This is a genomic window from Flavobacterium sp. GW823-FHT06G12, assembly GCF_058794775.1.
In genome coordinates this window covers 496,986-516,463 of the sequence record NZ_JBXAHE010000004.1, presented here as the reverse complement: position 1 = coordinate 516,463, position 19,478 = coordinate 496,986, and the positions used below count along the sequence as shown (strand labels likewise).

The window sequence follows — 19,478 nt, the reverse complement described above, 5'->3', positions numbered from 1 at the left end:
TTCTAGCTGGCGGATTAGCAGTAGTAAATAATTTTTTAAAATAAGAAATCATGGCAATAGTTCAAAAAGAAAAATTAACGAGAGACTTAACAATAAGTTTCTTCATTTATTCATTGCCTGTAGTGGCAATTTACCTTTATTTTAAATTAACTGGAGGAGCGATAAGTCAGTCGCATATTACACTTCCATCATTTTTAGAATTTGCACAGCCTGTCTTTGCAAACATCAGAACTTGGGGATTAACTGTTTTTATGCTAGTTCTTGGCGTAATCGAATTTGCAGCTGGTTTGTATGATGACGAATGGACAGGCGAAGAACGTAAAATAGACATTGTTTGTTTCCTAGCGCCAAAATTGCTTTTACCTCCTGTAATTGCTTTTTTCAGTTTAACAGCTTTGCCTTATTTGTTGCCAAATTTGGCTAATTCATTGTCATGGGTTCCATTTTGGGGAGGCTTTTTCTTAATCGCCATTGCAGACGATTTAACGCAATATTGGTATCATAGATTGCATCATCAGGTTCCGTTTTTATGGCGTTTTCATAGAACGCATCACTCTGCTCCATATATGGGAATGGCTATGGCTTCTAGACAAAACTTTATTTATACCGTTTTCTTTTCTCAAATTTATTTGACAGCGACTTTAACGTATTTAGGTTTAGGACTTCCGGCTTTATTTGTTCTGGTAATCAAAAGCTTTATCACTTTGGGAGCACATTCAAGCATTAAATGGGATAAACCTTTTTACAAATACAAAGTATTGCATCCAATTGCTTGGGTTTTAGAAAGACTTATTTCTACTCCAGCAACGCATCATGCACATCATGCTGATACAAGCGGAGACGGCGTTGGGCATTTTAAAGGAAACTTCGGAAACATGTTTTTTATCTGGGATGTCATTTTTGGAACAGGATTAATTACCCGTAAATATCCAGAATCGTATGGAACAAAATCATACAAACAAGAAGAATGGTACGCACAGTTTTTATGGCCAATTTTTAAATCTAAAAAAGAAGGAAGTTCACTTTCTGAAGGAGTATTATCACTTCCTTTAAAACCTAAAGTAGTTACTGAAGAAACTCCTAAACCAGTTTTAGAACAAGTATAATCTTTTCAGATATGAAAAATCATTTTTTAAAAATCAGTATAACAGCAATTGCCCTTTTATGGGTAATTGCTGCTTTTTCGCAAAATGAAATTCATAATTCATTATCTTTAGATTCGTTTTATTCGAAAATAAAAAGCCAAAAGAATCCGCAGATTGTTGATGCGAGAATGTCCGAAGAATTTGCTTTAAACCATATCGAAGGCGCTGTAAATTTTAATCTTCAATCTGAAAATTACATACAATCTGTTTCAAAACTTGATAAATCTAAACCTGTTTTTATTTATTCTATCGGAGCAGGAAGAAGTGTTGCTCTAGAAAAAGAATTGCTAAAAAATGGTTTCTCAGAAGCTTACAGTTTAGAAGGCGGAATTGCTAATTGGATTGGAAACGGAAAACCTTTTTATTCAAATCTAAAAAGCAAATTATCATTGGCAGAATTCAATAAAATTATTGCCGATAATAAAACTGTTCTAGTAGATATTGGTTCCAAATATTGCGCGCCTTGTAAAAAAGTAAAACCCATTTTAGAAACTATCCGATCGGAATACGGAACCAATTTAAAGATCTTAGAAATTGAGTTAGAAGACAGTCCGCAGGTTATTGCCGATTTAAAAACAGTGAAAGTTTTCCCGACTTTGATTTTATACGAAAATGGAAAAATTGTTTTTAAGAAAGAAGGCATCAACGATTTGAAAAGTGAAGTTGATGTTGCATTGGCTTCGAAATAATCTCGAAACTTTTTACACTTATGTAACCATAATATTGTCATTTCGACGAAGGAGAAATCTTCGCAAGAAGCTCTACAAAGATTGGATATTCGTTGCGGAGTTACTCGTGAAGATTTCTCCTTCGTCGAAATGACAAAAATGCGTGTAAAACTTTGACAGAGTTCTATAACCGTAATATTTGTCAGGCTGAGCGAAGTCGAAGCCACGCAATCAAAATCGCCAATCTTTGTAGAGTTTCTTGCGAAGATTCCTCGTTCCTCGAAATGACAAAAAAACGCGTAAAACTTTGTCAAAGTTCTTGCATTCCATAAAAAAACAAACCAAAAACCATACTATGGCAACCTATAGAAAAATAACCAAAATTGCTATCCCCATTTTAATCGTGCTTCTGCTTATAGCAGCATTTTTATTCTGGCCAATTAATACAGACGGAACATTAGTCAAAGAAGATCAAAAACTTGCAAAAGGGAAAAAAGATTTTTTGGCTTCAAAACCTAAAGATTCCGTTTCCGGAAAAAAGACCAATGTCATTATTATCCTTGCTGATGATTTAGGCAAATATGATATTTCGCTCTACGGCGGAAAAACGACTCCTACTCCGCAGATCGATTCTTTGGCTGCTTCGGGAGTTACTTTTACTGATGGATATGCATCTGCAGCAATCTGTTCTCCATCACGCGCTGGATTAATTACAGGAAGATATCAGGAACGTTTTGGTCATGAATATCAGCCAGGCGATCGCTATCCAAAAAACAATTTGGAATATTACGGTTTTAAATATTTAATTAAAACAGACAATTGGAGATTAAATGATAAAATCAATTATCCAAATGAAGCTTCAATTGCAACACAAGGACTTCCAAAATCAGAAATCACATTTGCCGATTTGGCTAAAAGACAAGGTTACAGCACTGCAATAATCGGGAAATGGCACTTGGGTCATAACAAAGGATTTTTCCCTTTAGATCGCGGTTTCGATTATCATTACGGGTTTTATCAAGCTTTCTCACTTTATACGCCTGAAGATGATAATCCAGATATTATCAATCATCATCACAAAGATTTTACCGATAAAACGATTTGGGGCAAAGGACGAGTTGGAATTGGCCAAATTAGACGAGATTCTACTATTATCGATGAAAAAGAATATTTAACTGAAAAGTTTGCTGACGAAGCCGAAGCCTTTATTGATAAAAATAAAAATAAGCCTTTTTTACTTTATCTTCCGTTTAATGCGCCTCACACTCCTTTTCAAGTTCGTAAAAAATATTACGATCGTTTTCCGAATGTTAAAGACGAAAACAAACGTGTTTATTTTGCTATGATCAGCGCTTTGGATGATGCCGTTGGGCGAATTCGAGAAAAAGTCAAAAAAGAAGGTTTAGAAGATCGTACTTTAATCATTTTTGCAAGTGACAATGGTGGTGCCGATTATACTTTTGCTACAACAAATGCTCCTTTAAAAGGTGGGAAATTTTCTCATTTTGAAGGCGGAATTAATGTTCCGTTTTCACTTTCGTGGAAAGGAAAAATCAAACCTCATACAATTTACAAAACACCTGTAAGCACTTTAGATATTTTTACAACAATTGCCGCAGCTATTGGTTCTGATTTACCTAAAGACAGAGTTTATGACGGTGTAGATTTAGTAAAAACAGTAAATGAAAACACAGTAGCGCACAAAGATTTATATTGGCGTTCTGGTGATGCAAAAGCGGTTCGAAGTGGTGATTGGAAATTAATCATTAGCGGAAAAACGCATGAAAAATGGCTGTACAATCTTGCATCAGATAAATCCGAAACAACAGACCTCTCACAAAAAAAACCTGAAAAAGTAAAAGAATTGCAAACTGCACTGCAAACTTGGGAAAAGGGTTTAATAAAACCGCTTTGGCCTAATTTGACTTATTATGAATTTGACTTTGGCAAACAAAAATACTTTGTCGATTTGTAAACTTTAAATATAAATACTCCTCTCCTGCAAGGTTTCCATAACCTTGTAGGTTTGTTTTTAACTACTCCAATAATTACTTAATACCGACAAGGTTTTGGAAACCTTGCAGGAAAGAAAAAAATCAAAATGTCAACCTCAACAAAATTTACTATTCACGAAGATTGGACCGTCGTAATTCTCGGTTTTCTCATTATCGGAATTTCACTTTTTATTTTTCTGCCAGAAGTTCCCATTTTTAAATGGACAAACGGAACAGACTTAATAAACAATGTTTTCGAAATCAAAAACCTTCAAACTATAGGGTTGCAATTTATTTATTTCCTTTTAATTGGAATTATAGGAACTTTTTTAGTTGGAAAATCAGTTAGGAATTTCATTCTTGCATTTCCAATAATTTATTTCCTTACCTTAATTGCGCTAGTTATTGCCGGAAATGCAAAAATCAAAGCATTAAATCTAGAAGCAGTTATTTTCAGTTTAATAATCGGATTAATAATTGGAAATTTATTCAAACTTCCAGAATGGTTTCGTTCTGCTTTATCAACTGAGCTTTTTGTCAAAATTGGCTTGGTTCTATTGGGCTCGAGTGTTATTTTTTCAGACATTCTAAAAGCAGGATCTTTAGGGTTAATTCAAGCTTTGGTTGTTGTTTTATCCGTCTGGTATTTCGCTTTTTGGCTTTGCCGAAAATTAAAAATTGATGATGAATTGACTTTGATGATTTCGAGTGCTGTTTCTATCTGTGGCGTTTCGGCAGCGATTGCAACTTCTGGAGCCATAAAAGGAGATTCTAAAAAATTATCTTATGTAATTTCTATCGTTTTGGTCACAGCCATTCCAATGATGATTTTTATGCCAATGATTGCCAAATACTTTAATTTTCCTGAAGAAGTTACAGGAGCTTGGCTCGGAGGAAGCATTGATACTTCTGGCGCCGTGGTTGCTTCTGGAACTTTGGTTGGCGAAACGGCATTAAAAATCAGTACTATTGTAAAGTTTTCTCAAAATGTTTTATTAGGAATTGCTGCTTTTGCCATTTCTATTTATTGGACTTATACGCACAACAAATCGGGAGAAGCTTTAGAATCAAAACCATCACTTTATGTCATTTGGGAACGTTTTCCAAAATTTGTTATTGGGTTTATTGGTGCCTCTATAGTTTTCTCTTTTTTCATTACACCCGAAACTCGAGAAACTGTCAAGGAAAGTTTAAAAAATATTCAGGGCCTTTGGTTTGCTTTGGCCTTTACAAGTATTGGTCTAGAAACCAATTTCAAAGATCTGCTTCAAAACAATAGCAAAAAACCTTTGATTACTTTCTTAATCGCACAGTTATTTAATATCATCATTACACTTATCATTGCTTTTTTACTCTTTAGCAAATAATTTAAAGAGAGCTTTAAAAACAAAATATAATACTATGAATACCAAACTAAAAAACATTGTACTTTCTTTCCTTCTCTCAGGAACAGGATGTATTTACGATTTAAATGCTCAGAATAATGCATCAAAACCTAACATCGTTTTGATTTTGGTTGACGACATGGGCTATTCGGATTTAGGAAATTACGGATCTGAAATTAGTACGCCAAACCTTGACCGGCTGGCAAAAGAAGGAACTCGTCTACGCGAATTTTACAATAACTCTATCTGCGCACCAACAAGAGCTTCTTTACTTACGGGACAATATCAGCATAAAGCGGGAGTTGGCTTTTTTGACGTCAATTTAGGACTGCCTGCTTATCAAGGATATTTAAACAAAGAATCTTTAACATTAGGAGAAGTTTTCCGTTCGGGCGGGTACAGTACCCTTTTATCAGGAAAATGGCATGTTGGTTCAGAAGATCAAGCCCAATGGCCAAATCAAAGAGGTTTCGATAAATTTTATGGCATTTTAAAAGGAGCTTCCAATTATTTTGACACCAAACCTTTGCCTTTCGGAAAAACGCCTTATCCAGTAAAATTAATTCGCAATAACGAGGAATTGCACCCAAAAGATGATTCCTATTATTTTACAGATGAAATTGGAAATAACGCTGTTACTTTTTTAGACGAACAAAATAAAGAAAACAAACCTTTCTTCTTATACTTAGCTTTTACTGCTCCGCACTGGCCATTACAGGCAAAACCCGTTGATATTGCAAAATACAGAGGGAAATTTGATGAAGGTTGGGACATTTTAAGAGAAAAAAGAATCAAAAAATTAAAAGAAAACGGAATTTTACTACCAGACCAAACTATTGCCCCGAGAGATCCAGAAGTTCCAGAATGGAATAAACTGACTTATGATGAAAAACAATTCTGGAAAGCAAAAATGGAAGTTTATGCTGCAATGGTAGATAATATGGATCAGAATGTGGGCAAAGTTTTAGATAAACTGAAAGCACTTAAAAAAGACAAAAACACACTGATTATTTTTATTTCTGATAATGGTGCTCAAGGCGGATTCAATACTTACAATCCCTTAGGAAGAGGTTTGGTTAGAAATGATGGACCTATTGGAACTTCGGGATCATTTGATTATCAGGAGCAAAACTGGGCCTATTTATCTAATACACCATTACAGGATTATAAAAACAATATGCATGAAGGAGGTTTTAGTTCACCGTTTATAGCTTGGTATCCTTCAAAAATTAAAGCCGGAAGAATTGACAAAGGAACAGGTCATATTATTGACCTTGCTCCTACTTTCTACGAATTGGCAGGAATTGAATATCCTAAAAATCTAAATGGAGTAAATTCTAATCCGCTTGCTGGCAAAAGTCTGTTGCCTGTTTTATTTGACAATGTTTCTGAAGTAAACAGAGGCGCACCGTTATTTTGGGAAAGAGCCGGAAACAGAGCCGTAAGAGAAGGAAAATGGAAATTGGTCTCTATTTATCCGTCATACCAATGGGAGCTTTATGATCTTGAAAAAGACCGAGGCGAAACAACAAATGTTGCTGCTCAAAACCCTGGAATTGTAAATGATCTTTCAGCAAAATATTTTGATTGGGCAGACAAAACAGGAGTCGTAGAATACAGCAAATTTAAGTTGAAACCGGAAACAATGCCTGGCGGCGCTGCATTAAAAAAATAATTACTTTTTTTGATATTTTAAGTAATTATATAAAAGTGGCTGTCACAATAACAGCCACTTTAAAAAAATGCGTCTACAAAAAAAGCAGCAATTAAACTTGCTGCTTTTTTTATTTTGATCCCAAAGGGAATGTTTTATTTCTTGAATTCTGCTAAAGATTTCTCGATAATCTCCAAACATTCTTGAATTTGCTCTTCGGTCATTACCAAAGGTGGCGCCAATCTAATTTTATTTCCGTGAGTTGGTTTTGCCAATAATCCGTTATCTCTAAATTTCAAACAGATTTCCCAAGCCAGATCTGATTCTTCGTCTGTATTGATTACAATTGCATTCAAAAGACCTTTTCCACGAACTAGCGTAATTAAGTTGTTTTTTTCAGCGATTTTATTTAATCCATCTCTTAAAATAACTCCAAGACGTTCTGCATTTTCAGCCAGTTTTTCGTCTTTAATCACCTCAAGAGCTGCAATTGCAACAGCAGCTGCGACAGGATTTCCTCCAAAAGTAGATCCGTGTTGTCCAGGTTTGATAACATTCATGATTTCATCATTACACAAAACTGCAGAAACTGGATAAACTCCACCAGAAATTGCTTTTCCTAAAATCAAAACATCTGGCTGTACATTTTCGTGATGAACTGCTAAAAGTTTTCCTGTACGAGCAATTCCTGTTTGAACTTCATCGGCAATAAATAATACATTATGTTTTTCGCAAAGGGCTTTCGCTTTCGCTAAATATCCTTCAGAAGGAACATAAACTCCTGCTTCGCCTTGAATCGGTTCAACTAAAAATCCAGCGATATTTTTTGATGAATTTAAAGCTTTTTCAAGTGCTTCTAAATTATCGTATTCAATTTTAATGAAACCATCAGTAAAAGGCCCGAAGTTTTTACGAGCTGTTTCATCGTTTGAAAATGAAATAATAGTAGTTGTTCTTCCGTGAAAGTTATTTTCACACACAATAATTTGTGCCTGATTTTCTGGAATTCCTTTTACTTCATAAGCCCATTTTCTAGAAATTTTCAAAGCAGTTTCAACCGCTTCTGCTCCTGTATTCATTGGAAGAACTTTGTCGAAACCAAAATATTTGGTTACATATTCTTCGTAATTTCCTAATTTATCATTGTAAAAAGCACGAGAAGTCAAAGTAAGTTTCTGAGCTTGTTCTACCATTGCATTCACAATTTTTGGATGGCAATGACCTTGATTTACTGCAGAATAAGCAGATAAAAAATCATAATATTTTTTACCGTCAACATCCCAAACGTATACTCCTTCTCCACGCTCCAAAACTACCGGAAGCGGATGGTAATTATGAGCTCCGTATTTATTCTCTTTTTCAATCAAAATTTCTGATTTTGACGAAAGTGCTTTTTCTGTACTTATCATAATGTGCTTTTTATTTCTACAAAAATATTAAAATTAAACAAATAACAATCCAAAAAACAATATTTTGACTTAAATATAACAAAATAAAAGTCAAAAACAAAACTTAAGCGCTTCAGAAAAGAGAAATTTATTTTTTAGGGGAAATTTGATTAGCTGTCAGTTTATTAAAAAAAAGAATTACTTTTATGAATCGCAAAAGACTCAATTTTTAAACGATTTTTACTGAATGGAATTATTAGACGAATTTGATATTAGTATTCTTAAAGAATTAGAAAAAGACGGAAGAATGGCTTTTTCTTCTATCGCCACTAATCTTAAAATATCAAATACAATGGTGCATCAGCGTATTAACAGAATGATTGAACAAGGTGTAATTGGTGGTATTAAACCTATTATTCAGGAAAAGAAAATTGGTTATGACTGGGCTTCTTTTACTGGACTCACACTGAACAAAGATTCTGATTCTGAACGAATTATTGAAGCACTTAAAGAAATTCCTGAGATTACAGAATGTTATTATGTAACAGGTTCCTTTACACTCTACATAAAAATCATAGCAAAAAATCACGAACATATGCGCCGCATTCTTTATGAAAAAATCGACGGAATCCCAGGCATTGACAAAACCGATTCTATCGTAGAACTAGGCTGCGCTTTTAAACGAAATATATCTTTATAAAAAAGAAAAACATTCTTTTAAAATATTCGTTACAAACCTCACAAGAATTTAGTTGTGAGGTTTTTTTGTAACATAATATTTCTGATATTTGTTAAAAATTGAAGAAATCATGAAAAACTCCATAGTTATTTTATTTAGTGCAATCTTATTTTCTAACCTCATGAATGCGCAGTTAAAACCCGTAAAATACACAGAAGGCAGCCAACAGTTAAATGGCTTATTTATTAAATCTGCTAAAAAAAGCGCTAATAACCCAGGAATCTTGCTTTTACCAGCTTGGCTAGGAATTGATAACGCTTCTAAAGGAATTGCAGAAGAATTATCTAAACTAGGCTATAATGTTTTTATCGCCGATATATATGGAGAAGGAAACTATCCTAAAAATACTGGAGATGCTGGAAAACAGGCTGGTTTTTACAAAACAAACTTCGAAGCTTATCAAAAACGTATTGATGCTGCTTTGAAAGAATTAGTAAAGTCTGGGGCTAATGCTGATAATATTGTTGCTATCGGATATTGTTTTGGCGGAACTGGAGTTCTAGAAGCTGCACGTGGGCATTTGAAGCTAAAAGGAGTAGCATCATTTCATGGCGGTTTAGGAAAAGACGCTAGTAGAAAAACGGAAACAATCGATGCAAAAGTTTTAATCTGCCATGGTGCCGATGATCCTTTTGTTTCTAAAGAAGAAATTGCTTCTTGCCAACAAGAAATGCGCGATTCTAAAGCTGATTGGCAAATGATTTACTACGCTAATTCTGTTCACTCTTTTACAAATCCAGAAGCTGGAAATGACAATTCTAAAGGCGCTGCATATAATCCTGTTGCGGCAAAAAGATCTTTTGAGCATTTACAGCTTTTCTTAAATGAAGTGCTAAAAAAATAAAAACTAAAAAACTACACCAAATCAAAATCAACTGAAATAACCAATGTCACACAACAAAATTAGAGAAGACAAAACCTGTTTAAATTGCAGGCACGTTGTTGAGCAAAAATTTTGTCCTAACTGCGGACAAGAAAACAGTGATTCCAGAAAGACTTTTCATCATTTATTTATCCATTTTTTCGAAGATTTAACGCATTATGAAAATGCATTCTGGAAAACAATAAAAAATCTGCTCTTTAAGCCTTCAACGCTTACTAAAGAATATCTTTCGGGAAGACGTCTATCTTATTTAGCTCCTGTTAGATTATATATTTTCATCAGTTTTATTACGTTTTTTCTAATTGCAATGTTTCCTAGCAAAGTGAAAGGCGATATTGATAAAAGTGAAAAAGTGCTTAGCAAAGAACTGGCAAAAAATACCGAAGGACTCACTAAAAAAGAAGCAGACAAGTATTTCCATTTAAAATCGATGAAGGAAATCGATTCTATTCAGAAATATGGAAAAGAAAACGATAAGTTGAATGCTTCTACGTATTGGGTTTATGAAAAAGCTGTACATGTAACTGAAAACAATACGAAAAGAGAAATTATAGAAAAGTTTATTGAATCTTTTTTTCACAATCTTCCCAAAATCTTATTCATCATTATGCCATTTTTTGCTTTTTTCCTGTGGCTTTTTCACAACAAAAAAAAGTGGTATTATTTTGATCATGGAATTTTCACTCTCCATTATTTCTCTTTCCTTTTACTGATCTTTCTCATCATGTTTATCGTTGACAGACTGATTGGCTTCTTCGGAGAAGATAATCCATTGACTTTTATATCATCAATAACAACATTTGTAGGGACAATTTGGATGTGTTACTATTTTTATCCTGCACATCATCGTTTTTATGGAGAATCCCGAATAGTGTCATTTGTTAAAAGCGTTATGCTCTTTATAATAAACTCACTTTTTATTCTATTTTTACTGACCCTTTACGTTCTTTACACATTTATTAATTTACACTAACTATCTAGAATGAAAAAATTACTCATTTTATTTTTAATTGTTACTGCGTATTCTTGTAAAACTACACAGTCAACAGCATCAAAAGACAACTCGGATCCTTCGAAATATATTAAGGCGATCAGCGAAAAAGATCTTAAAACAATGCTTTACACTATTGCTTCTGATGAAATGGAAGGTCGCGAAACTGGTTCTAAAGGACAGAAAAAAGCGGGAGTTTACATGATTGAGCAATACAAAAAAAATGGAATCTCTTTTCCAAAAGGAGCTTCAGATTATTACCAGCCTGTTCCTGCAACATTTATGAATGCAAAACGCAATCAAAATCTGCCTGATTCAGAAAACATCTGGGCATACATTGAAGGTTCAGAAAAACCAGATGAAGTTTTGGTAATTTCTGCACACTACGATCACGTTGGAATTAAAGATGGGGAAGTTTACAACGGAGCTGATGATGATGGTTCTGGAACTGTAGCAGTTATGGAAATGGCTAAAGCTTTTGCTAAAGCAAAAAAACAAGGACACGGACCAAAACGCTCTATTTTATTTCTTCATGTAACTGGCGAAGAGCATGGTTTACACGGATCTCGTTTTTATTCTGAAAATCCATTGTTTCCAATTGCAAACACAATTGCAGACATCAATATCGATATGATTGGGCGTCGTGATGTGGAGCATGCAAACACAAATAATTATGTATACGTAATTGGCGCAGACAGATTATCATCTGATTTACACAATGCAGTTGTGGCTCAAAATGATAAATACATCAAAATGGACTTAGATTTTAAATTTAATGATCCAAAAGATCCAAACCATTTCTATGAGCGTTCTGACCACTATAACTTCGCAAAACATGGCATTCCTGCTGTTTTCTTCTTTAACGGAGTTCACGAAGATTACCATGGAAAAGGCGACGAACCTCAAAAAATCGAATACGATGCTTTAACCAAAAGAACTAAACTTGCTTTTGTAGTAGCTTGGGATTTGGCAAATAGAGAAAACAGACCGGTAGTTGATAAAAAATAGTTGCTAAGGTTCTGAGATGCTAAGATTCTAAGTTTCTCTTAGGAACGAATATAAAAAAGGATGAGTTTTACTCATCCTTTTTTTATATTATATATTTTTTGATTTACTCAAAGCTAAAAAAACTTAGAATCTTAGCATCTCAGAACCTTAGCAACTTTAACTAGTCATTCATCGAAATCAAAAACTCTTCGTTATTCTTTGTTTTCTTGAAACGATCGTTTACGAAGTCCATAGATTCTACTGGATTCATATCTGATAGATATTTACGCATAATCCACATTCTTTGTAAAGTTTTCTCGTCTAATAATAAATCGTCGCGACGTGTACTAGATGAAGTAAGATCGATTGCAGGGAAAATACGTTTATTAGCTATCTTACGATCTAATTGTAATTCCATGTTACCAGTTCCTTTAAATTCTTCGAAGATAACTTCGTCCATTTTAGAACCTGTTTCTGTTAACGCAGTTGCGATGATACTTAAGGAACCGCCATTTTCTACATTTCTAGCTGCTCCAAAGAAACGTTTTGGTTTTTGCAATGCATTTGCATCAACACCTCCACTTAATACTTTTCCAGATGCTGGCTGAACTGTGTTGTATGCTCTTGCTAAACGTGTAATCGAGTCTAAAAGAATCACAACATCATGACCGCATTCTACTAAACGTTTTGCTTTTTCCAATACGATGTTAGCGATTTTTACGTGTTCTTGTGGCTCTCTATCAAAAGTTGAAGCGATAACTTCACCACGAACACTTCTTTGCATATCTGTAACCTCCTCTGGACGCTCATCTATAAGAAGAACAATCAAATAAACTTCTGGATGGTTAGCAGCAATTGCGTTTGCAATATCTTTAAGAAGCATTGTTTTACCTGTTTTAGGCTGTGCAACGATCATACCACGCTGACCTTTACCTATTGGTGAAAACAAATCTATAATTCTTGTTGAAATAGAACTGCCTTTTTCGGCTAGTTTGAATTTTTCTGAAGGAAAAACTGGTGTCAAGTGTTCGAAAGAAACTCTATCGCGAACTACTTGCGGATCGTGACCGTTAATTTTTAATACACGAACCAATGGAAAAAACTTCTCGCCTTCTTTTGGCGGGCGAACCACTCCTTTTACTGTATCTCCGGTTTTTAAACCAAATAATCTAATTTGTGAAGTTGATAAATAAATATCATCTGGAGAAGCTAAATAATTATAATCTGATGAACGTAAAAACCCATAACCGTCTGGCATCATTTCTAAAACGCCTTCACTTTCAATAATTCCGTCAAATTCAAAATCCGAATCTCTGAAGTTATTATTGTTCTTTTTATTCTTGTGGTTAGGGTTTTGATTATTGTGATTTCCGTTTCCATTGCCATTCCCGTTCTGATTTTGGTTCTGATTCGGGTTTTGATTTTGGTTCTGGTTCTGATTTTTATTCTGATTCGGATTGATCTTTTTTGCAGGAGCAGTTTGTGAAGTTTTTTCAGCTGTTTCGGCTGTTGGCTCAGAAGTAATTGATTCTGATGGAGCTGCTTCTACAACTTCTTCAGTAGCGGTTACTTCTTTTTCTTTTTTCAGCGCTACTTTCTTCTCATATGCCTGTTTATTGAATTTTCCACCTTTAGGCTCTTTTTTTGCTATTGGTGTTTTATTCTCCTCTACTGCTTCATCTGCCTTTTCTGCAATTGGCTGAACTGTTTCAACAGTATCGTTTTTTTGAACAGTTTCCTCTACTTTATCAAATTCTAAAACAGGAGCATTTTTGGTATTTGCTACTTTTGTTTTTGCTGGAGCAATTCTAGCGCGTTTTGGTTTTTCATCTTTGGCTTCAGAAACTACTTCTGCTTGAGGTGCTTGAGCCGGAGCATTAGTGCTCTCTTGGTGTGCTAAAATCTGACTAATTAAAGTCTCTTTTTTGACACCAGTAATCTTTATTGTTTTAGCTAACTTAGCTATTTCTTGAAGCTCAGCAAGCTTCATTTCTTTTAATGCAGAAATATCAAACATGAATGTTCTATGAATTTAATTATTTTAAGGAATACTGTAAAAAGAATAGGTAGATAATTAATTTGAATTGACCGCAGTATGAAGTGCTTACGGTATTATGATGCAATAATACGAATAAAATTTTATCATACAATAGTATTTTAAAAAAAGAAAATATATTTTTGTAAAACATTTTTAGACCATGATACAAAGAATTCAAACTGTATATATATTTCTAGCTTTTGCAGCAACTGGCATTTTATTGCTTTTTGTTCCGCTTTGGACAACTAGTGCAGGAAAGCCATTCTTTTTTATGCAGGATATGCTTTATACTTTTTTACTAGGATTAACAACTATGCTTAGTGTTATCAGTATAATTTCATTTAAAAAGAGACAAAATCAGTTTGTACTAAACAGACTGAACATAATATTAAATTTAATTTTATTAGGATTATTTGTATATCGATCACTAAATTTATCTGGAGGGACTGAGGTCTCTGAGAAAGGTATTGGGATGTTCATGCCAATTGTTGCTATCGTGTTATTAGTTCTAGCTAATAAGGCCATCAAAAAGGATGAGGATCTTGTAAAATCTGTTGATCGTTTGAGGTAAACCTATAAACTTTAGTTTATTTTGTGCGAAGAAAAACCCGAACTCTGATTCGGGTTTTTTTTTACCCTATTATATTATAAATCAGACCTGAAGAGCATAATAAAAGTGCATTTTATAGTATAATTTTGTGTTTTCAAATTCAAATAATCATGACTCCCAAAATACGGATTCATCTTGCAGATGATCATCAGGTTCTAATTGATGGACTGTCCAACCTGCTCCAAACTGTTTCAAACTTTGAAGTGGCAGGAACTTCACTGGACGGCACCACTGTCTATGAGGATGTTATAAACGATAAAGCCGATGTTTTGATTCTAGACATCAGTATGCCTAAAAAAGACGGCATAGAAACATTAAAAGAGTTTAACCAAAAACAACTTCCTTGCAAGGTCATTATTTTATCTAGTTATGATGATCTTAAAATCATTAAAGAAGTAATGAAACTAGGTGCAAAAGGCTATCTTACTAAGAATTGCGCTGGCGAAAATATCATTGAAGCTGTCGAAGCTGTTTATCAAGGTCAGGAATATTTTAGCGATGCTGTTAGAGAAAAAATCTTCAATACTTTTAGAGACAACCCAAAACTCAACTCAAACGCGGTTATAGAAAATCCAATCTTAAGCCCTCGTGAGATTGAAATCATTATTTTGATTGCTTTGGAATATAGCGGAAAAGAAATCAGCGAAAAACTTTTCATCAGCTCCCATACTGTCGAAACGCATCGTAAAAACATTATGAAAAAGCTCAATATAAAAAGTACAATAGGTTTGGTAAAATATGCTCTTAAAAACAATTTAATCAATCCTTAAAAATTGCTTTTATGTTTCGTTTTAAATTCTTTATATATATTCTTTTTCTTATTGCTTTTGAAGGAAATAGTACCGCACAATCTACTGATACCGTAAAAGTTCCACAAACTGAAATTAAGAGTAAAATTGCAAATAATCATTTTAGCAAATCAGAACAACTACGAAACAAAAAAATCGTCAGTTTGTCTATTATACTTATCGCCATCATTTTTCTTTTATTTTATTTTCTGTACCAAAACAATAAATTAAAGCAGAAGATAAAACGAAAAGACACCAAACAGAAAATCCTTCTCGATATCATTAATTCTGGCATAGATTCTCAAGAAGTAGAGCGAAAAAAAATTGCTTCTTTTCTGCACGACAATATCAATTCACTTTTGTCTTCCGCAGGATTACATTTAAACACCTTTACGGCTCAACATGACATAAAATCGGATGAAATCCAGAAAGCTAAAAACATTTTATCTGAAGCGCACGAATTACTACGAGATATGTCTCACGATCTTGTTCCGTCACTTTTGGTTCGTTTTGGATTAATTTATGCTTTAGAAGATTTGTGCGAAAAAAATTCAAATTCTGCGATCGAATTTGAGTTTTCAAGTTCCATTCCAACTAGCAGAAGATATGTTGAAAAGTTCGAAATGAAGATTTATTTTATAGTCAGCGAGTTATTTAGCAATATCACCAGACATAGCAACGCTAAAAAAGCAAAGCTTTCTTTGACTGAAAAAGAAAATCAATTAATTCTAAGCGTTTACGATGACGGAATTGGTTTTAAAACTCAGAAATTAAAAGAGGTTGAAGGTTTTGGGTTAAACAGAATAAGAGCTCGAATTAAAAAATATAAAGGAACTTTATCTATTGTTTCAAAAGAAAACCAGGGAACCAAAATAAAAATTCAGATTCCATTGCCGCATTAATTACTTCGCTCCTATTTCAATAATTTCCAAATCTTTGATTTTATCATCATCAATTACAAATCGCAACATGGTTCTCACTTTATGAAATCCGCTTTTTCCAGCAGCGCCGGGATTCATGTGCAGCAAATTATTCTTTTTATCAAACATGACCTTCAGAATATGAGAATGTCCGCAAATAAACAATTTCGGCGGATTCAGAGCCAATTCTTCCCTAACATTCTGATTGTATTTTCCAGGATAACCTCCAATATGCGTAATCCAGACCGATACATTTTCGCAAGAAAATCTATTATTTAACGGAAATTCCAATCTTGCCTGCGCATCGTCAATGTTTCCATAAACCGCTCTTAGAGGTTTTAGCTTTTTTATGGTATCTGTAACTACCAAATCTCCAATATCTCCAGCATGCCAAACTTCATCTGCTTGAGCAACATATTTTAAAATGGTATCATCAATATGACTGTGAGTGTCTGAGAGAAGCAGGATTTTTGTCATTTTCTAAGGTGCTAAGGTTCCAAGATGCTAAGATACTAAGGTTTTTCTTTTTAGTCACTAAGCTAATTTTTGTTTTCGATGTGATTGCTTTAGCAGAGACATAAAAGCACTATATCCTTACGCAAAAAACTTAGATCCTTAGTATCTTAGAATCTTAGCATCTTTTAAAAAAACCTTTGTACCTTTGCAGCTCAGAACCTCTGTCCCTTAAAATGAGATATTTTATTCAATTCGCTTATAACGGAACACATTATCATGGCTGGCAAATACAGCCAAATGCTTCTTCAGTTCAAGAAACTTTAAATAAAGCTTTTTCGGTTTTATTAAATGAAACTATCAGCATTATGGGTGCTGGAAGAACAGATACGGGTGTTCATGCCAGCGAAATGTACGGCCATTTTGACACAGAAAAAACATTAGATATTCCGGTTTTGACTCATAAACTGAATTCGTATTTACCAAAGGATATTGCTATTTTTGATATTATACCAGTTCACGATGATGCCCATTGTAGATTTGACGCTACAAAGCGAACTTATGAATATCATATTAATACCTTAAAAAATCCGTTTTTACAGGAATTGAGCTGGTATGTTTCGCAAAAACTAGATGTCAGTTTAATGAATGAAGCAGCGCAATTATTATTGAAACATACCGATTTTCAATGTTTTTCAAAAGTTAACACTGATGTCAACACATTTGATTGCACGATTTTTGAGGCATATTGGAAACAAGAAAACGGAAAACTGATTTTTACCATTTCGGCAAATCGGTTTTTAAGGAATATGGTTCGTGCAATTGTAGGCACTTTGATCAATATTGGTTTAAAGAAAATCACTTTAATCGATTTTGAGGATATCATTGCCAGCAAAAGCAGAGAAAAAGCAGGATTTTCGGTTCCTGCACATGGTTTATATTTAACCAAAATAGATTACGATTATTTATAAAGCTTTAAGCTTTAGACAATAGGCTTTAGGCTTATTTCTTGTTGCTTACTGCTAATAGCTTACGGCCTAAAAGCCTAAAGCTTAAAGCACGAAAAAATAAATGAAAGCAAAAGCATTCGATACAGGATTATTCAAACGAATTTTAAAATATACTCGTCCTTATAAATGGCGTTATTATGGCGTAATCATATTTGCCATTTCGCTATCTATCTTCGCTGCACTTCGTCCTTATTTACTTAAAGAAACTGTCGATGGCTACATCAAAACTCATGACAAAATGGGTTTGCTCCTATATATTATATTAATGGGAGTGGTTTTACTGATGGAAGTTTTTTCGCAGTTTTACTTTGTTTATTGGGCCAATTGGCTTGGGCAGGATATTGTAAAAGATATTCGAACCAAACTCTTTCAGCACATTTTGAGTTTCAGAATGAAATATTTCGACTTGGTTCCAGTTGGACAATTGGTTACACGTGCCGTTTCAGATATTGAGTCGATAGCTCGAATTTTCAGTCAAGGTTTGTTTATGATTATAAGCGATTTGATGAAAATGGTTGTTGTCTTGATTTTTATGTTTTACATGAATTGGAAACTGACTTGGATTGTCGTAGTTGCTATGCCAATTTTAGTTTTTATTACTAGAATTTTTCAACGCAAAATGCAAGTTGCTTTTGAAGAAGTAAGGACCCAGATCGCCAACATGAACTCTTTTGTACAAGAACGTGTAACGGGAATGAAAATCGTTCAGCTTTTTAACCGTGAAAAAATCGAAGCCGAAAACTTTAAAGACATCAACAACAAACATAGAGTTGCTTGGATTAAGACTATTTTATACAACTCTATCTTCTTCCCAATTGCCGATATTATTTCATCCATAACTTTAGGTTTGGTTGTAGTTTATGGTGGTTTCCGAATTTTAAACGGAGATCATTTTACAACTTTTGGAGATTTATTTTCATACACAATGTTTATCGGAATGCTTTTTAATCCGTTAAGACAAATTGCGGATAAATTTAATGAAATGCAGTTAGGAATGATTGCTGCCAATCGTGTTTTTGATATTATTGACACACAAGATCATATTCAAGATACGGGAACAATTGAAGCGCCCGTTTTTGATGGAAGAATTGATTTTAAAGACGTTCGTTTTAGCTACATTCCAGAAGAAGAAGTTATAAAGGGAATTGATTTATCGGTTTCGGCGGGACAGACCATTGCTATTGTAGGTTCTACAGGAGCAGGAAAATCTACGATCATTAATTTATTAAATCGTTTTTACGAAATCAATAGCGGAACAATTTGCATTGATGGAGAAAATATAGAAAACTATACTTTGGCTTCTTTAAGAAAACAAATTGCTGTTGTTTTACAAGACGTCTTTTTGTTTGCCGATACGATTTATAATAATATCACTTTGCACAATCCAGAAATTACTCGAGACAAGGTAATTGATGCTGCGAAGAAAATTGGTGTTCATGATTTTATTATGAACCTGCCAGATAATTATGATTTTGATGTAAAAGAGCGTGGTGTTATGCTTTCGTCTGGACAGCGCCAGCTTATTGCATTTTTACGTTCTTATGTGAGTAATCCAAGTATTTTGATTTTAGACGAGGCGACTTCTTCTATCGACATGTATTCTGAAGAAATGATTCAGCGTGCAACAGAAACGATTACAAAAGGAAGAACTTCGATTATAATAGCACATAGATTAGCAACAATTGTAAATGCAGATAAGATTGTGGTGATGGATAAGGGATTGATTGTTGAACAAGGAACGCATCAGGAGTTATTGCAAAAAACTGATGGGTACTATAAAAATTTATATGACTCGCAATTTGCTGTGGCAAACTAGGTCATAATG

Annotated in this window: 17 protein-coding genes; 14 read left to right on the top strand and 3 right to left on the bottom strand. The window is 34.0% G+C overall.

The genetic code is table 11. The features are described 5' to 3' along the window. Window positions 1-50 precede the first annotated feature (50 nt). From AC1Q5Z_RS17830 to AC1Q5Z_RS17810, 5 genes are all read left to right on the top strand, one after another. The gene (locus AC1Q5Z_RS17830) at window positions 51-1,106 is read left to right on the top strand and encodes a sterol desaturase family protein (RefSeq protein ID WP_286964967.1); all 1,056 of its coding nucleotides are present in this window, start codon (window positions 51-53) and stop codon (window positions 1,104-1,106) included. 11 nt (window positions 1,107-1,117) lie between these two features. Continuing rightward, window positions 1,118-1,834: a thioredoxin domain-containing protein gene (locus AC1Q5Z_RS17825; RefSeq protein WP_492446202.1), complete on the top strand. Its 717-nt coding sequence runs from the start codon at window positions 1,118-1,120 to the stop codon at window positions 1,832-1,834. Window positions 1,835-2,168: 334 nt separating this feature from the next. Then, complete coding sequence (locus AC1Q5Z_RS17820) at window positions 2,169-3,788, top strand: sulfatase-like hydrolase/transferase (RefSeq protein WP_492446200.1); 1,620 nt, start codon at window positions 2,169-2,171, stop codon at window positions 3,786-3,788. A 126-nt stretch (window positions 3,789-3,914) separates the two neighbouring features. Beyond that, window positions 3,915-5,174 carry a YeiH family protein gene (locus AC1Q5Z_RS17815; protein ID WP_492446198.1) on the top strand — a complete coding sequence of 420 codons (1,260 nt, stop codon included), beginning with the start codon at window positions 3,915-3,917 and terminating at the stop codon, window positions 5,172-5,174. A 34-nt stretch (window positions 5,175-5,208) separates the two neighbouring features. Continuing rightward, on the top strand, window positions 5,209-6,867 hold the full coding sequence (locus tag AC1Q5Z_RS17810; protein WP_343588090.1) for an arylsulfatase: 1,659 nt from the start codon (window positions 5,209-5,211) through the stop codon (window positions 6,865-6,867). 134 nt (window positions 6,868-7,001) lie between these two features. Here the strand turns inward: AC1Q5Z_RS17810 and rocD are convergent, their stop codons facing one another. After that, window positions 7,002-8,255: an ornithine--oxo-acid transaminase gene (gene rocD / locus AC1Q5Z_RS17805; RefSeq protein WP_343588092.1), complete on the bottom strand. Its 1,254-nt coding sequence runs from the start codon at window positions 8,253-8,255 to the stop codon at window positions 7,002-7,004. A gap of 226 nt (window positions 8,256-8,481) precedes the next feature. Between rocD and AC1Q5Z_RS17800 the strand changes: the two genes are divergently transcribed. The 4 genes from AC1Q5Z_RS17800 to AC1Q5Z_RS17785 all read left to right on the top strand — a co-directional run bounded on the left by AC1Q5Z_RS17800 (window position 8,482) and on the right by AC1Q5Z_RS17785 (window position 11,855). Continuing rightward, window positions 8,482-8,934, top strand: a complete 453-nt coding sequence (locus AC1Q5Z_RS17800; RefSeq protein WP_198856384.1) for an Lrp/AsnC family transcriptional regulator — start codon at window positions 8,482-8,484, stop codon at window positions 8,932-8,934. A 109-nt stretch (window positions 8,935-9,043) separates the two neighbouring features. After that, window positions 9,044-9,817, top strand: coding sequence for a dienelactone hydrolase family protein (locus AC1Q5Z_RS17795; protein WP_198856385.1), 774 nt, complete (start codon window positions 9,044-9,046; stop codon window positions 9,815-9,817). 43 nt (window positions 9,818-9,860) lie between these two features. Next, window positions 9,861-10,829, top strand: coding sequence for a DUF3667 domain-containing protein (locus AC1Q5Z_RS17790; protein ID WP_198856386.1), 969 nt, complete (start codon window positions 9,861-9,863; stop codon window positions 10,827-10,829). 9 nt (window positions 10,830-10,838) lie between these two features. Then, window positions 10,839-11,855 carry a M28 family peptidase gene (locus AC1Q5Z_RS17785; protein ID WP_198856387.1) on the top strand — a complete coding sequence of 339 codons (1,017 nt, stop codon included), beginning with the start codon at window positions 10,839-10,841 and terminating at the stop codon, window positions 11,853-11,855. Between the two features lie 160 nt (window positions 11,856-12,015). On the opposite strand, the gene rho is transcribed toward AC1Q5Z_RS17785, so the two are convergent. Continuing rightward, window positions 12,016-13,851 carry a transcription termination factor Rho gene (gene rho / locus AC1Q5Z_RS17780; protein ID WP_343588100.1) on the bottom strand — a complete coding sequence of 612 codons (1,836 nt, stop codon included), beginning with the start codon at window positions 13,849-13,851 and terminating at the stop codon, window positions 12,016-12,018. Window positions 13,852-14,032: 181 nt separating this feature from the next. On the opposite strand from rho, the gene AC1Q5Z_RS17775 reads away from it, so the two are divergent. From AC1Q5Z_RS17775 to AC1Q5Z_RS17765, 3 genes are all read left to right on the top strand, one after another. Then, complete coding sequence (locus AC1Q5Z_RS17775; RefSeq protein ID WP_198856389.1) at window positions 14,033-14,443, top strand: DUF4293 domain-containing protein; 411 nt, start codon at window positions 14,033-14,035, stop codon at window positions 14,441-14,443. 149 nt (window positions 14,444-14,592) lie between these two features. Continuing rightward, complete coding sequence (locus tag AC1Q5Z_RS17770) at window positions 14,593-15,252, top strand: response regulator (RefSeq protein ID WP_343588102.1); 660 nt, start codon at window positions 14,593-14,595, stop codon at window positions 15,250-15,252. Window positions 15,253-15,263: 11 nt separating this feature from the next. After that, window positions 15,264-16,172: a sensor histidine kinase gene (locus tag AC1Q5Z_RS17765; protein ID WP_492446194.1), complete on the top strand. Its 909-nt coding sequence runs from the start codon at window positions 15,264-15,266 to the stop codon at window positions 16,170-16,172. Here AC1Q5Z_RS17765 and AC1Q5Z_RS17760 read toward each other — a convergent pair whose 3' ends face one another. Next, window positions 16,173-16,667, bottom strand: a complete 495-nt coding sequence (locus AC1Q5Z_RS17760; protein ID WP_198856392.1) for a metallophosphoesterase family protein — start codon at window positions 16,665-16,667, stop codon at window positions 16,173-16,175. A gap of 212 nt (window positions 16,668-16,879) precedes the next feature. Between AC1Q5Z_RS17760 and truA the strand changes: the two genes are divergently transcribed. Next, window positions 16,880-17,614: a tRNA pseudouridine(38-40) synthase TruA gene (truA, locus tag AC1Q5Z_RS17755; protein ID WP_492446193.1), complete on the top strand. Its 735-nt coding sequence runs from the start codon at window positions 16,880-16,882 to the stop codon at window positions 17,612-17,614. A gap of 100 nt (window positions 17,615-17,714) precedes the next feature. After that, the gene (locus AC1Q5Z_RS17750; protein ID WP_492446191.1) at window positions 17,715-19,469 is read left to right on the top strand and encodes an ABC transporter ATP-binding protein; all 1,755 of its coding nucleotides are present in this window, start codon (window positions 17,715-17,717) and stop codon (window positions 19,467-19,469) included. The last annotated feature ends 9 nt before the right edge of the window (window positions 19,470-19,478 follow it).